Consider the following 14510-nt stretch of genomic DNA (forward strand, 5'->3'; position numbering starts at 1 on the left):
ACCTGACCCTTCTGCGGGAGATGTGCATTGGCCATAAGGTGGCGGACGTGGTGACCATCCTCGGGAGCATTGACATCACCCTGGGCGATGTGGATCGCTAGCACGGCGAGAGGATAGGGGCGATGGAGAACGTCTGGACCATTGAGAACGTGTGGAACGCCATTGGGATGGCACTGCAGAACTGGCTGGCCGGCTTCCTGCCGGCCTGGCTGGTGACGCTGATCATGGACCTGCTGGTCATCGTGGTCCTGTTGGCCATCGGCATCGTGGCAGTGCTCATCCTCTCCTTCCTGGAGCGCAAGGTGGCGGCGCGCGCCGGCGACCGCTATGGCCCCAACCGCTGGGGACCCTACGGCGTCCTACAGCCCCTTGCGGATGCCATCAAGATGCTCATCAAAGAGGATATCATCCCCCATGTGGCGGACCGCTTCTCCTTCAACCTGGCGCCGGTCATCGTCACGGTGGGCGCGGTGATGACCTACGCGGTCCTGCCCTTTGGCCGCAATATGGTGGCGGCGGACCTGAACATCGGCATCCTGTACTTCGCCGCGGTGGGTTCGTTGAGCATCATCGGTCTGCTGACCGCCGGCTGGGGTTCCCGCAACAAATATGCCCTTATCAGTGCCTTCCGCTCTGTCGCCCAGCTCATCACCTATGAGGTACCGCTGGCGCTGTGCATCATCTGCGTGGTCATGCTGGCCGGCTCCCTCTCCACCCAGGATATCGTGCTGGCGCAACAGGAGCGCGGTTGGTTCTTCCTCCTGATACCGGGGATATTCATCCTATACTTCCTGGCGGCCTCTGCCGAGATGATCCGCTGTCCCTTTGACCTGCTGGAGGCGGACTCGGAGATCGTCGCCGGTCACTTCATCGAGTACAGCGGCATGAAGTTCGCCCTCTTCTTCCTGGCGGAATACATCCACCTGTTCGCCGGCTCGGCCATGATGGTCACCCTCTTCTTCGGCGGATGGCTGGGGCCCTGGCTGCCTTCCTGGCTGTGGTTCCTCATCAAGACCTTCGTGGTCATCCTTGTCTTCATGTGGATCCGCAACACCTTCCCGCGCATCCGCATTGACCAAGTGCTGAAGATCGGCTGGAAGGTGATGGTGCCGGCGGGGCTGGTGGGGCTGGCCATCACCGGCTTCGTGGACAAGCTGATCGCGGATAAACTGATCGCCGGCGTCGTGCTGTTCGTCTGCAACATCGCGCTCATCCTCGGGGTCTCGTATTTCATGGGGCGCGCCCAGCGGCGCAAGGAAATGGCCGCCGAGGGCGCCGCACTGCGCTGATGGAGCCGGCTGTCATTCCAGGGACATGAGGTGAACATGTACGGGACGGGCTTGCTCAAGGGACTTTCGGTGACACTGCGCCACATGATCGGCACTTTCGTCACAGATATTCGCAAATTCCCCCGCCGCTACTTCCGGGACGGGGTCCATCCCACGCGTTCCCCGGAGCCGTATCTGCATGGGACCTTTTCCATCCAGTATCCGGAGGAGAAGGTGCCCATGTGGCCCCGCTTTCGCGGGCCGCTGGTGCATCTGCGCGACCCGGAGACCGGTCAGCCCCGCTGTACGGCCTGCGGCATGTGCGAGCGGGCCTGCCCCCACGGCTGTATCAAGGTGGAAGGGGAAGGGAAGGGCAAGGAGCGCAAGCCGACCCTGTATCAGTACAACGTCGGGCGCTGTATCTTCTGCCGGCAGTGCGTCGAATCCTGTCCCTTCAACGCCATCGAGCTGAGCCGCTTTTACGAGCTGGCCTGCTACGACAAGGACACGCTTTGGGACCTGCCCCGCCTGCTGGAGCTGGGGGACAAAGAGGAAATCACCCAGCAGGGCCAGTTCTGGGGCGAGACGTAATGCTCGTTCGATTTGGGGGCGCGAAGTTCATTCACCTGAGGATGCTGACATGGCACAAGCAATCTTTATTATCCTGAGCCTGTTCATATTGGGATGTGCGCTGGTGGTGGTCACCAACCGCAACCTGTTCCACAGCGCCCTGTACCTGGTGTTCGTTTTCATCGGGGTGGCCGGCCTGTACCTCATGCTTCAGGCGGAGTTCTTCGCCGGCATCCAGGTGCTCATCTACGTGGGCGCGATCCTCACCCTGATTATCTTTGCCATCATGCTGAGCCGCGACCTGATGAACCCAAACGTGCGCGGCTTCAACCGCCAGTGGTGGGCGGCGGCGATCGTCGCCGGCCTGCTCTTCGTGGTGCTGGCAGTGGTGCTGGTGCGGGCGCCCTGGCCGGCGGCCCCCATGGGAGAGCCGTCGCCGGCGTTCATTGCCGAGCTGGGCCAGGCGCTGGTCAGCCCGGCCTATGTCCTGCCCTTTGAGGTGGTGTCCATTCTGCTGTTGGCGGCGCTGGTGGGGTCCATCCTCATCGCCCGCGAGCGGTAAGCAAGGGAGGAGCGCAGGGATATGGTGCCATTATCCTGGTATCTCATCGTGGCGGCGGCGCTGTTCTGCATCGGCCTGTACGGCGTGCTGGCGCGGCGCAACGCCATCGGCATCCTGATGGCGGTGGAGCTGATGCTGAATGCCGTGAACATCAACCTGCTGGCGTTCTGGCGTTATCTCACGCCGGCGCATATGACCGGGCAGGTCTTCGCCCTGGTGGTGCTGGCGGTGGCGGCCGCTGAGGCGGCGGTCGGCCTGGCGCTCATCGTGGCCATTTACCGCACGCGCGATACGGTGAACGTCGAGGAAGTCGACCTGATGAAGCTGTAAGAGGTGCTCATACCTCGCACATCCATGGAGTGGGGTCGATGCTCAACCTGACCTGGCTGATTCCGGTTTTCCCGTTCCTGTCCTTTGTGCTGATCGTGTTGTTCACCAATCCGAATAAGAAGCTGAGTTCGGGCATTGCCATCGGCAGTGTGGCCGTGTCGTGGGTGCTCTCGTGGGGCGTGTTCCTCCAGAGCATCGCCGGCCACATCGGCATGGGCGAAGAGGCCTTCCGCCTGTATGTGCCTTGGCTGCCGACGGGCACCGAATGGTTCCCCATGGGCGTGAACGTGGACCCATTGTCCGCCATCATGCTCTTCATGGTCCCCTTTGTCTGTCTGATGATTTTCATCTACTCCGTAGGCTACATGCATGGGGACCCGCGCTATTCCCGCTTCTTCGCCTATATCTCCCTGTTCGCCTGCGGGATGCTGGGGCTAGTGGTGGCCGATAACCTGCTCATGCTCTTCATTTTCTGGGAGATCATGGGCCTGTGTTCGTACCTGTTGATCGGCTTCTGGTTCGAGAAGCCCTCGGCCATGAAGGCCGGCCTGAAGGCCTTCCTGACCACGCGCGTGGGCGATGCCTTCATGCTGGCCGGCATGCTCCTGCTCTACAGCCAGACCGGCGAGCTGACTTTCGCCCATATCTTCGCCCCTGAGACGCTGGAGAAGCTGGCGCACACCCAAGTGAACCTGGGCCCGTTGGGGTCACTGCCCTGGGCATCCCTGCTGGCCATGCTCATCTTCGGCGGGGCCGTGGGCAAGAGCGCCCAGTTCCCCCTGCACGTGTGGTTGCCGGACGCCATGGAAGGCCCCACGCCGGTCAGCGCCCTCATCCATGCGGCGACCATGGTGTCCGCCGGCGTCTACCTGGTGGCGCGCTGTTTCCCGCTCTTCACCGCCGTGGAGGCCGGCCCGCAGTTGGGGTTGGTCGCCTTCATCGGCGCCTTCACGGCCCTCTTCGCCTCGACCATCGCCGTGGCGCAGGATGACATCAAGCGGGTGCTCGCGTACTCGACCATCAGCCAGCTCGGTTATATGATTGCGGCCTTGGGCATCGGCGCCTATGTGGCGGCGGTGTTCCATCTTATCACGCATGCCTTCTTCAAGGCGCTCTTGTTCCTGGGTTCCGGTTCCGTCATCCACGGTTCGGGCACGCAGGACATGATGGAGATGGGCGGACTGCGCAAGCACATGCCCATCACCTTTGCCACGTTCCTGGTGGGGACGTTCGCCCTCGCCGGCGTGCCGCCCTTCGCCGGCTTCTGGTCCAAGGATGAGATTTTGGCGAATGCGTTCCATCAATTCACGGAGCTGGGCGTGGCCTCGTGGCCCTTCTTTGTCTGGCTGTTCCTGACGCTGGCCGCCTTCCTGACCGCCTTCTACATGGGCCGGCAGATATTCCTGACCTTCTACGGCGAATCGCGCCGGCCGCATGCCCACGCCCACGAAAGCCCGAAGAGCATGACCTATCCGCTCATCGTGCTGGCGGTCTTCGCCGCCCTGTTGGGGTTTGCCGGCGTCCCCGAGGAGTTCCCGGTGCTGGGGCACCTGCTGGGCAATCCCTTCCATCACTTCGTGGGGCATGAGTTCCCCGCTACGCCGCTCAACGGCCTGGTGATGCTGATCTCGGTAGCCATGGCCCTGGGTGGGTTGTTCGTGGCCTGGCTGGTGTACGGCCGCAACCCGCTGAAAGAGGGCCAGCCCGACCCGCTCATCCAGGCCCTGGGGCCGGTGTATACCGTCCTGCGGCGCAAGTACTATTTCGATGAGCTGTATCAGGCCACGTTCATCCGGCTGACGCTGTGGCTGTCGGAGGTCTGCTTTGCCTTTGACAACAAGTGGGTGGTGGATCCGCTGGTGAACCTGGCCGGCAAGGCCGGCGTGGCGCTGTCCAATCTGGGCGGCTGGTTCGACCGCACCTTTGTGGACGGCGCGGTCAACGGTGTGGCGGCGGTCGTCGGCTGGATGGGCGGGGCACTGCGGCAGACCCAGACCGGCCGGGTGCAGAACTACCTGCTGGCGGCCGCGCTGGCCGTGTTTGTGCTCTTGGTGATCTCGGTAGTGGTTTGATACCACTGTGCGGCAAACATGGACGTTCATCTTGCTCGAGCTGAGGAGGAAGCACAACGATGGATTTCCCGATTCTCACGGTGATAACCTTTGTGCCGGTGATCGGTGCGATCGTAGGCCTGCTGATCCCGAAAGAGCAGGAGAAGACCATCAAGTGGTACTCGGTCGCCGTCAGCCTGATCCCGCTGGTGCTGTCCATTATCTTATGGGTGACGTATGACAATGTCGCCGGCGGGATGCAGTTCGTCGAAAAAGTACCGTGGATCCCCACCCTGGGCGTGACCTACCACGTCGGCGTGGACGGCATCAGCGTGCCCATGATCTTCCTGACGGCGCTCCTGACCACGCTGAGCCTCTTCTACTCCGCCTACACCATTCACACCCGGGTGAAGGAATACTTCCTCCTCTTCCTCCTGCTGGAAACGGGCATGTTCGGCGTCTTCGTGGCGCTGGACTTTGTGCTGTTCTACGTCTTCTGGGAAGTCGGCCTGGTGCCGATGTACCTGCTCATCGGCATCTGGGGCGGCCAGAACCGGCTGTATGCGGCCATCAAGTTCTTTATCTACACCCTGGTGGGCAGTGTGGCGATGCTGTTGGCCATCCTCTACATTTACTTCAACGTGGGGTCCTTCGACATCCTGGAGGCCACGGCTCGCTTCGGGCAGGTACGGCCATTTATGCAAAACTTCACCGCTGTCAGCCTGGCGTTCTGGGCCTTTTTCCTGGCCTTCGCCATCAAGGTGCCCAGCTTCCCCTTCCACACCTGGCTGCCGGATGCACATACCGAGGCTCCTACCGCCGGCAGTGTCATCCTCGCCGGCGTCCTGCTGAAGCTCGGCGCCTACGGTTTCCTGCGCATCGTCCTGCCCATCTTCCCCGAGGCCTTCAGCTACTACGCGCCGGCGGTCGGGGTGCTGGCCGTTATCAGCATCGTCTACGGCGCGCTGGTGTGTATGGCGCAGTGGGACCTGAAGCGGCTGATCGCCTACTCCTCCGTCAGCCATATGGGCTATGTCATGCTGGGATTGGCCGCCGCGGCCGCCAGCCTGACCCGCGGCGAGGTGGTGACCAACAGCGCAGCCATGGCGCTGAACGGCGCGGCCCTGCAAATGTTCAACCACGGCATTATCACGGGCGGATTGTTCTTCCTCGTTGGGGTGATTTACGAGCGGGCGCACACGCGTGACCTGCATGTGTTCGGCGGCCTGGGCGCCAAACTGCCCTATTATTACGGCATCATGGCGGTGACGGGATTTGCCAGCCTGGGCCTGCCGGGCCTGGCCGGCTTCTGGAGCGAGTTCTTCGTCTTCCGCGGCACGTTTGCCATCATCCCCATCTACGCCGTCATCGGCGTGCTGGGCGTCATCTTCACGGCGGCCTACATCCTCTGGAAGATCATCCAGTACATGTTCCTCGGCCCCTTCAACGAGGAACGCTGGGGCAAGCTGACCGACATGGAGCTGTTCGAGAAGGTCACCATGTGGCCGCTGGTCATCTTCATGGTGCTGTTCGGCATTTACCCCACGCCGATCCTGAACCTGTTTAACGCGGCGACGACCGCCCTGATGGGCCGGCTGCTCTGATGCGGATGAACGGATGAGGCGACTGACTGGCAATCATGGTGGAGGTGCGCGTTGACCCTGGCGCAAATCATTGAACTGCTCTTGCCGCAACTGATTCTGCTCATCACCGTGCTGGCGATCTTCATCGCTGACCTGGCCGACACCCGCAAGGAGAAGGGCTGGGCGCCGTACCTGGCCCTCGCCGGCATCCTGCTGGCGCTGGTCGTCTCCTCCCTGCAGTGGGGCCGCGAGGTCGCCCTGTTAGGGAATATGCTGCGGGTGGATCGCTTCAGCGTCTTCTTCAACGGCGTCGTGCTGGCCGCCTCGGCCCTGTCGGTCCTGCTGGCTATCTCGTACATGCGGCCGCGCACGCCCTATCGCGCCGAATTTTACGCCCTCTTGACTGTGGTGGCGCTGGCCATGACCCTGGCCGCCGGCGCCAATAATATCCTGATGGTCTACCTGGCCATGGAGTCCATCAGCATCACCTCCTATGTGCTGGTCGGCTATCTGCGGCAGGACGCCAAGGCCAATGAGGCCGCCATCAAGTATTTCCTCTACGGGGCGGCGACCAGCGCCATGATGCTGTACGGCATGTCCCTGCTGTTCGGCATCAGCGGGACGCTGGACCTGAAGGAGCTGGCGGATTTCTTCGCCGCCGGCGTCCCCGAGACCTCGCGCTGGATCGCTTTCCCGGCCATGGTGCTGTTGCTGGCCGGCTTCGGTTTCAAGACCGCGCTGGTGCCCTTCCATCAGTGGTCGCCGGATACCTACGAGGGCGCGCCGACGCCGGTCACTGCTTTCCTGTCGGTGGGGCCGAAGGCCGCCGGCTTCGCCATCCTCATGCGGGTGTTCATCACCGGCCTGCCGCGCTTTTACACCGATTGGGCGGCACTGCTGGCCGGCATCTCCATTGTCACCATGACGTTGGGCAACCTGGTAGCCCTGCGCCAGAGCAATATCAAGCGCATGCTGGCCTATTCCAGCATCGCCCATGCCGGCTACATTCTGATCGGCGTGGTCTGTCTCAGCCTTTCCACCACCAGCCCCTTCAACGGCATCAACGGCGCCATGATCTACCTGCTGGCCTATCTGTTCACCAATGTGGGCGTCTTCCTGACCGTCATCGCCTTTGAGGAGGCCACCGGCTCGACGACCATTGCCGATTACGCCGGCCTGATGAAGCGCTCGCCCTGGCTGGCAGTGACCATGCTGGTCTTCTTGCTCTCCCTGACCGGCATTCCCTCCACCGGCGGCTTCATCGGCAAGCTGTTCGTCTTTGGCGCGGCGATCCAGGTGCAGTTCTACCTGCTGGCCATCGTCGGCATCATCAACAGCGCCATCGCCGCCTTCTACTATTTGAACGTGGTGCGCTATATGTTCTTCACGCCGGCGCCCGAACAGGCCGGACCGGTCCCCGTGCCGCGGCCCCTGCGCTGGGTGCTGGCGATCTGCCTGGTCATGACCTTCGTCATCGGCCTCTATCCCCAGCCCTTTATGAACCTGGCCGCCGGCGGGGCCGGCCTGCTGGCCTCCCTCTGATGAAAAAAACCTCCCGCAGGAACCCTGCGGGAGGTTTCGTTTCCCCACCTTACTGCCGGTAGCGCACCGTGTAGGTGAGGGTCACTTCGCCGTCCTTCGGGATCTCCAGGGTCCACTTGACCGTGTCGGCGCTGACCTTCTCGTGCTTGGCGCTTTCCTCGATGATTTCCCAATCCTGACTGCGGTACAGGTGCTCCAGCACATCCACCGTGACCGCCTCATCCTTGTGGTTGCGCAGGGTGATGGAGAAACTCTCCTCCACCACATCCTTGCTCACCTGCTGAAAATCGGTCTGCTGACGCTCGCCGATCAGATCGAAGGCGTCGCCCACATACAAGCGCAGGGTTTCATCCTTGGGCGTATGGTTGATGGTGTCCTCGCCGATGAGTTGTTGGGTGCCGTCCACGTCGGCCTTGTAGATGCGGACGCGGCCGGCCGGCAGTGGGATGCCCAGGCCGGCATCTTCGCTATTGACGAATTCCAGCACGACGCGGGCGTTGGCCTGCGCCGGCTCTGCGCCGTAGCCCGGATCAAAGATGGCGCTCCAGCCGCGGTAGCGCAGGGCGGTGAACTCGAAGGAATAGCGCTTCTGGGTTTTCACGCCGGCGGCCCGGATGAATTCGATCTGTTTGGAGGTGTTGTTGGGCAGGGTGATGGGGCGCTGAATCTCATACAAGTGATACTCGAAGAACTGGCGCTCGGCCACCTCCGGCGCCGCCTTCGCCACGGGCACCGCCCCGACCGGCGCCGGCGCGCTGACGCGGTGAATAGCGCCGGCCACCAGTTTGACCTGGGCGTTCTGGAAGCCGGTGCCCGAATTGTTGTTCAGCGTGACCCAGCCGTTCAGGTCCAGCGTCTTCTCGTCGCTGGCCCATAGGAGCTGGTAATCCGCTGTCCAGTTCATGCCGGCGGTGAGGTACGTCAGCTCCAGGGTATGCTGGCCGGCCTTGCTCGCCTCCAGCAGGCATTCCAGGGTCGGACGCGTCACCAGGCCCTCGGGAAGCTTCGGGAAGGTGATCTCCCGGATGCCGTCGCGCCGCAGCATGGTGACGGTGCCGTCGCCGGCCTGCAGGAGCAGGTCGCCGGCGGCGCTGATGAGGGTGCCGGTATAGACGCTGCTGTCCTGCGTGACCACGCGGATCTCCTGCCCCTGGTATTTGGTGAGCAGGGCGTCCGTGCTGGCCAGGTCATAGAGGTAGTTTTGCTCCAGCACGCGCGTGCCGGCGGGGTCCGTGAGCGAGCGCAGGATCACCGAAGACGGGTCCACCTGCGCCGCCACATTGGCCAGCCGTAGAGCGTTCGCGCCGGCCTTGAGCGTCTCCGTGCGCAGGTCCCGCACCAATGCCAGGTCCTGATTGTAAATCGTCAGGGAGACGCCCTGCTCCTGCGCCGCGGCCAGCGGCGGATGCGGGCCGAACCAGAGGATGCCGGCGATGCCCAGCAAAAGGGCAGTGGCCAGCGCAGTCACCCAGAGCGGGAAACGGATCCCTCGCTTCATCGTTCACCTCCGTGTGTGCAAAATTTCGACACGTTCACTGAACTGATCTTCCAGACGGCTCTATCCGCGCCAGCGGGATAATGCGGCTTCTGTCAGGGCGGCAGCGCGCGCCGCCGCCAGCCGTGTGCCCTGCATCAGCCGGGAGACGCGCCAGGGGGTATCGGGATGACGCAGGATGTAGCGCAGACGCCGGCCCTGCAGGGAAAGCCAGGCGCCCAGCCCTTCATCATCCAGGGAGCCGACGAGCAGGCTGGCATCGAGGCCGGCGCCTTCATCCGCAAGGTCACTGACGCCGCGCACGGCCAGCCAGGGGATGCCGTGCGTTGCCGCCACCTGAGCCACCGCCGCGCTCTCCATATCCACGGCCAGGGCCTGCCATGTCTCCAGGATGGCCTGGCGCCGCTGACGCGAGAAAACGGCCTGGTCGCCGGTGACAATAAGGCCGGCGTGCACCTGGGGCGGCCGGCCGTGTCCGTCGTGGGGCAGGGACCTGGCGGCCTCCTGGGCGGCCGCCAGCAGGGAAGGGTCTGCCGGAAAGCGCCGGCGCAGGCCGATGCGGCCGTTATGGTGGAACTGCACCCCCAGCGTGACAAAGCGGTTCCCCCAGTTCATGCCGGCGTCATGGTGGGCGGCATGGGTGCTGATGACCAGGTCACCAGGCAGGACGTCGGGATGCAGGCCGCCGGCCGAGCCGCAGATCAGGATGGCGGCCGGCCGGAAGCGCTCCACCGCCGCCTGGGCGGTCATAGCGGCGTTGACCTTGCCCATGAGACAGACGACCAGCCATACATCACGGCCGGCCAGCCGCCCGCGCCAGGAGGGGAACGGCTCGCCCCGATGGGTTTCCAGCACTGCCATGCGGCGCAGTACCTCCGCGGCTTCCGTCCGCTCGCTGATGATCACCACGGCCGGCCGAGCAGACTCACCCATAGCACCACCCGGCATAATGTCAGCGCGCTGAGGTGCGGGAAGCGATGAACTTCTTTAATACACCGCTCCAGAGGAGGGCGAGCCAGACCAGCGCGCAAACGCCGGCCATGATCAGCCGGCTGTAATCAATGATGGGGTGGACCTTGATCCCGGTCGGGGTGATTTCGATGACGGCCACCGGGCGGGCGCGCGTGCCGGCGCCACCGCCGCCGCCCAGCCCCTGGGCGCCGGCCCCCTCCGTGCCCTCCGGCGTGTTGGCGCCCATGCCGAACCCCACGCCGTAGCGCACTGCGGCTACCGGGATAACCGTGACCTCGCCGCGGGTTTCCGGCGGCCCAAACACCGCCTGCACAGAGGCGGATGCCCTGGACTCTTCGAAGACCTGGAAAAAGCGGGAGACAATATCGTTCATGGTTCACCTCCAGTGGAGCGGCTCAACAGGCGAAGGGAGCGGCGTGCGGCCAGGGTGCCGGCCAGGCACAGGCCGGCAATGGCCCATAACAGCAGGCGGGTGAGGTCGAGGATGGGGACCAGCCGGCGCTCGCCGGGACGCTCCAGGACCACGGCCATGGGAGCGATGCTTTCCATCAGCGCGCCCTGGGCCGTAAGGCTTTGCGAGGCGATGCGAGCGCGCCGGCGCCGCCATGACCAGATGCGCACGATCGGGAACAGCCGGCTTTCCCCCATCTGGATGGGGTCACCGCGTTCCACTCGGTACCGCCATGGGCCGCACCTCATGTGCCACATGCGTTTCCCTCCTGCGATGGGATGATACCGGCCTTCGGAAACCATTATAACAGAAAATAGTCCTCGTCTACTGTATCTTCAGACGGCGTCAGGCCGGCGGAAAGTTCCCCTGCGCCGGGCACGCTAGGGGTTGATGAGCGGAAGGGTCAGGCTGGCCACCACGTCCAGGTCCCAACCGGCGCGCTCGCCAGCGATGAAGCGGTAATAGCCCACCGCGCCGATCACCGCGCCGTTGTCCGTGCAGAGCTTGACCGGTGGAACCCGCACCGGCACGGACAGCCGGCGGATCATCTCCTCCCGCAGGCGGGTATTGGCCGCCACACCGCCGCCCATGAGCACCATCTTCACCTCGAATTCTTCGGCGGCGCGGCGCGTCTTTTCGACCAGCACGTCCACCACCGCCTCCTGAAAGCTGGCGGCCAGGTTGTTGACCGGGATGTGGGGCACCACCGGCTGGGATTGGGAAGTGATCAGGCGGGTGCGGGGGGCATGGGCGCCGGCCTGCGCCTTCTCCTCAAAGGAGCGCACGATGCGCAGGACAGCGGTCTTCAGCCCGCTGAAGCTGAAATCGTAGGAATTCCCCAGCCAGGCACGCGGCAGATGGAAGGACGCGGGGTCGCCCAGACGGGCGGCGCGCTCGATGGCCGGCCCGCCGGGGAAGCCCAACCCCAGCAGGCGCGCGACCTTGTCAAAGGCCTCGCCGGCGGCATCGTCCAGCGTGCGGCCAAGGAGCTGATACTGGCCGTGCCCGTGCATCAGCACCAGCTCGGTGTGCCCGCCGGAGACGATGAGGGCCAGCAGGGGAAACTCCGGTTCGGGCGGCGGCTCCGGGTGCGGCCAATCGGGTGGGATGAGCCAGTTGGCGTAGATATGCCCTTCCAGGTGGTTGATGCCCACCAGCGGAAGGCCCCGGGCGAAGGCGATCGCCTTGGCGGTATTCACGCCCACCAGCAGGGAGCCGGCCAGCCCAGGGCCGTAGGTCACGGCGATGGCATCCAGGTCGTCATAGCCGACGCCGGCATCTTTCAGCGCCTGCTCGATGACCGGGGTGATGGTAATCATATGCTGGCGCGAGGCGATCTCGGGGAAGACGCCGCCGTACTGTCGGTGCAAGTCAATTTGGGTGGCGACCACGTTGGAGCGGATGCGCCGGCCGTTTTCGACGACGGCGGCGCCGGTCTCGTCGCAGGAGGTCTCAATGCCCAGGATCAGAGTCATGGCTATACCTCACCGGCGTGCTGAGCGTCGTGAAATGCCGCGATCAGGGCCTGGAGCAGTGTGTCCTCCTCGTCTGGCAGCACGGTGCGCGGGTCCAGGCGAAGCTGGTCCTCCTGAATCAAGGCGATCACCGGCGGCTCGTGGGCGCGCAGTCGGCGAGCCAGCGCGTCCGGGGATGAGACAGTGAGGGCTACGCACCAGGTAGGCAGGGTTTCTCCCGGCAGGGAGCCGCCGCCGACGGCAGATTGGCCGGCGGTCACCTCTGCCGGCAGGCCGGCGGCGCGCAGTGCCTCCGCCCAGCGCTCGGCTGTGGCGCGCAGTTCCTCGGACGACCGGGCGATCATGCGCCAGGTGGGGATGGCGTGCAGGGCCTCCCCTTTCAGATAGTGGAGCAGGGTAGCCTGCAGGCCGGCCAGCGTGATTTTATCGACGCGCAGGGCGCGTGTCAGCGGGAAATGCCGCAGTTGCTCCACCAGGTCTCTGCGCCCGACGATGATGCCGGCCTGCGGCCCGCCCAGGAGCTTATCCCCGCTGAAGGTCACCAGCGCCGCGCCGGCGCGCACGCTCTCCTGCACCATCGGTTCATGCTCCAGCCCGAAGGGGGCAGTGTCCAGCAGGGTGCCGCTTCCCAGGTCATCCACCACCGGGATGCGGTACCTGTCCCCCAGCTCCACCAGCTCGGCCAGCGAAGGCTCGGCGGTGAAGCCGATGATGCGGAAGTTGGAGCGGTGGGCGCGCATGATGAGGGCGGTGTTCTCGGTGATGGCCCGCTCGTAATCGGAGAGGCGGGTGCGGTTGGTGGTGCCGACCTCCACCAGCCGGGCGCCGGATTGGGCCATCACCTCCGGGATGCGGAACCCGCCGCCGATCTCGATGAGCTGGGAGCGGGAGATGATGACCTCTTTGTCGCGCGCCAGCGCGCTGAGCACCAGCAGTACGGCGCCGGCATTGTTGTTGACCACCAGCGCGGCCTGCGCGCCGCTCAGCCGGCACAGCAGGGCCTCCGCATGGTAATAGCGCGAACCGCGCCGGCCCTGTTCCAGATCGTATTCCAGATTGGAATAACCAATGCCGGCCTCCCACATGGCGCGCCGCGCCGCCTCGCTCAGGGGTGAGCGCCCCAGATTGGTGTGGATGATGACGCCGGTGGCGTTGATGACCCGCCGCAGGGTGGGGCGCAGGGCCTTGTCCAGGGATTGGACGATGGAATGGACCAGCGCCTCCCTGTCAGGGCAGGGCTGGCCGGCCAGGATGCTGTGGCGCGTCTCCTCGAGCACCGCGCGCACTACGTCCACCACCAGCTCGCGCCCGCTGGTCCGGACCCGTTCAGCAATATGGGGCTCCTGGAGCAGGCGGTCCACACTGGGCAGTCGGCGGAGTTCGCGCTGGACGTCCATGGCGTTATGCTCCCGGTTGGTGGAGGCAGGTCAGGAGCCGGCGGGCATTCTCCCCCAATACGGCGCGCTGGCCCTCTTCGCTCAGGCCGCTCTCGCGGATATGGGCGATCAGGCGCTTGGGATGGATGAGGGCGAAGTCCGTGGCAAAGAGGATTTTATGCCCGACCAGCTCGTACATCAACGGGAAAATGCGCGCGTCATATAACAGCGGCGAGGCGGCCGTGTCGTAATAGACGTTGCGCATGGCGCGGCGCACTTCCGGCATCAGCTCGTAGAAGGGCAGGCCGCCGCCCCAGTGGGAGCAGACCAGTTTGATCTCGGGGAAGGCCTGCACGAAGCGGTAGACGACGCGTGGGGAGACCGTGCCCTTGCCGGCGTAATCGTGGCCGATAGGCTCGCTGGTGTGGGTCATGATGGGGATGTCGTAGGCGCGCGCCGCGGCGGCGATGGGCGCCATCAGCTCGGTATCGTCCAGGGAGAAGCCCTGGCCGTTGGGCATCAGCTCGCCGATGCCGCACATGCCGGCCTCCACACAGCGGCGGATCTCCCGCACGGCATGCTCCCCGGTGTTAGGGTTCACATTGCAGAAGCCGATGAGGCGCTCCGGATAGCGCCGCATGGCCTCCAGGGTGTAGTCGTTGGTTTCTACGCACAGCCCCACGTCGCACCAGCTAAAGCCGAAGACGACGGCCTTGTCCACGCCGGCCTCGTCCATGGCCTGGATAAGGTCCTCGACGGTAGCCATAGCGGCCTTGGGATTGGCGTACAGCAGGTTGAACCAGGGATCGCGCTCCAGGAACTTTTCCCGTTGGGC

15 protein-coding genes are annotated in these 14510 nt (G+C 64.5%); 8 read left to right on the forward strand and 7 right to left on the reverse strand.

The features are described from left to right. The 8 genes from H5T60_03965 to H5T60_04000 all read left to right on the forward strand — a co-directional run. Window positions 1-101, forward strand: a 101-nt coding sequence (locus tag H5T60_03965) for a hypothetical protein (protein MBC7241582.1), incomplete at its 5' end; no start/stop codon positions are given. Window positions 102-167: 66 nt separating this feature from the next. Next, complete coding sequence (gene nuoH, locus H5T60_03970) at window positions 168-1289, forward strand: NADH-quinone oxidoreductase subunit NuoH (protein ID MBC7241583.1); 1122 nt, start codon at window positions 168-170, stop codon at window positions 1287-1289. 36 nt (window positions 1290-1325) lie between these two features. Continuing rightward, a complete protein-coding gene (locus H5T60_03975) occupies window positions 1326-1859 on the forward strand; it encodes an NADH-quinone oxidoreductase subunit I (protein MBC7241584.1) in 534 nt (177 codons plus the stop codon). A gap of 49 nt (window positions 1860-1908) precedes the next feature. Beyond that, a complete protein-coding gene (locus H5T60_03980) occupies window positions 1909-2400 on the forward strand; it encodes an NADH-quinone oxidoreductase subunit J (protein ID MBC7241585.1) in 492 nt (163 codons plus the stop codon). 24 nt (window positions 2401-2424) lie between these two features. Beyond that, entirely contained in the window at window positions 2425-2730 is a 306-nt protein-coding gene (gene nuoK / locus H5T60_03985) for an NADH-quinone oxidoreductase subunit NuoK (GenBank protein MBC7241586.1), read from the forward strand. 38 nt (window positions 2731-2768) lie between these two features. Beyond that, window positions 2769-4802, forward strand: coding sequence for an NADH-quinone oxidoreductase subunit L (gene nuoL, locus H5T60_03990; GenBank protein MBC7241587.1), 2034 nt, complete (start codon window positions 2769-2771; stop codon window positions 4800-4802). Window positions 4803-4861: 59 nt separating this feature from the next. Continuing rightward, window positions 4862-6385 (forward strand): NADH-quinone oxidoreductase subunit M, encoded by a 1524-nt coding sequence (locus H5T60_03995; GenBank protein MBC7241588.1) that lies wholly within the window; start codon window positions 4862-4864, stop codon window positions 6383-6385. Window positions 6386-6436: 51 nt separating this feature from the next. Beyond that, window positions 6437-7906: an NADH-quinone oxidoreductase subunit N gene (locus H5T60_04000; protein ID MBC7241589.1), complete on the forward strand. Its 1470-nt coding sequence runs from the start codon at window positions 6437-6439 to the stop codon at window positions 7904-7906. Window positions 7907-7955: 49 nt separating this feature from the next. Here the strand turns inward: H5T60_04000 and H5T60_04005 are convergent, their stop codons facing one another. The 7 genes from H5T60_04005 to H5T60_04035 form a co-directional block, all read right to left on the reverse strand. Further along, on the reverse strand, window positions 7956-9404 hold the full coding sequence (locus tag H5T60_04005) for a DUF4139 domain-containing protein (GenBank protein MBC7241590.1): 1449 nt from the start codon (window positions 9402-9404) through the stop codon (window positions 7956-7958). 60 nt (window positions 9405-9464) lie between these two features. After that, on the reverse strand, window positions 9465-10334 hold the full coding sequence (gene mtnN, locus H5T60_04010) for a 5'-methylthioadenosine/S-adenosylhomocysteine nucleosidase (GenBank protein MBC7241591.1): 870 nt from the start codon (window positions 10332-10334) through the stop codon (window positions 9465-9467). Window positions 10335-10353: 19 nt separating this feature from the next. Continuing rightward, window positions 10354-10746, reverse strand: coding sequence for a hypothetical protein (locus tag H5T60_04015; protein MBC7241592.1), 393 nt, complete (start codon window positions 10744-10746; stop codon window positions 10354-10356). After that, window positions 10743-11045, reverse strand: coding sequence for a hypothetical protein (locus tag H5T60_04020; GenBank protein ID MBC7241593.1), 303 nt, complete (start codon window positions 11043-11045; stop codon window positions 10743-10745). Before H5T60_04020 ends, H5T60_04015 begins: the two co-directional genes overlap by 4 nt. A gap of 159 nt (window positions 11046-11204) precedes the next feature. Continuing rightward, window positions 11205-12299, reverse strand: a complete 1095-nt coding sequence (gene tsaD, locus H5T60_04025; protein MBC7241594.1) for a tRNA (adenosine(37)-N6)-threonylcarbamoyltransferase complex transferase subunit TsaD — start codon at window positions 12297-12299, stop codon at window positions 11205-11207. Between the two features lie 2 nt (window positions 12300-12301). Continuing rightward, window positions 12302-13696, reverse strand: coding sequence for an L-seryl-tRNA(Sec) selenium transferase (locus H5T60_04030; GenBank protein ID MBC7241595.1), 1395 nt, complete (start codon window positions 13694-13696; stop codon window positions 12302-12304). 4 nt (window positions 13697-13700) lie between these two features. Next, window positions 13701-14510: amidohydrolase (locus tag H5T60_04035; protein ID MBC7241596.1), on the reverse strand; the 810-nt coding region annotated here is incomplete at its 5' end.

The sequence above is a fragment of the Anaerolineae bacterium genome (assembly GCA_014360855.1).
Taxonomy (GTDB): Bacteria; Chloroflexota; Anaerolineae; order JACIWP01; family JACIWP01; genus JACIWP01.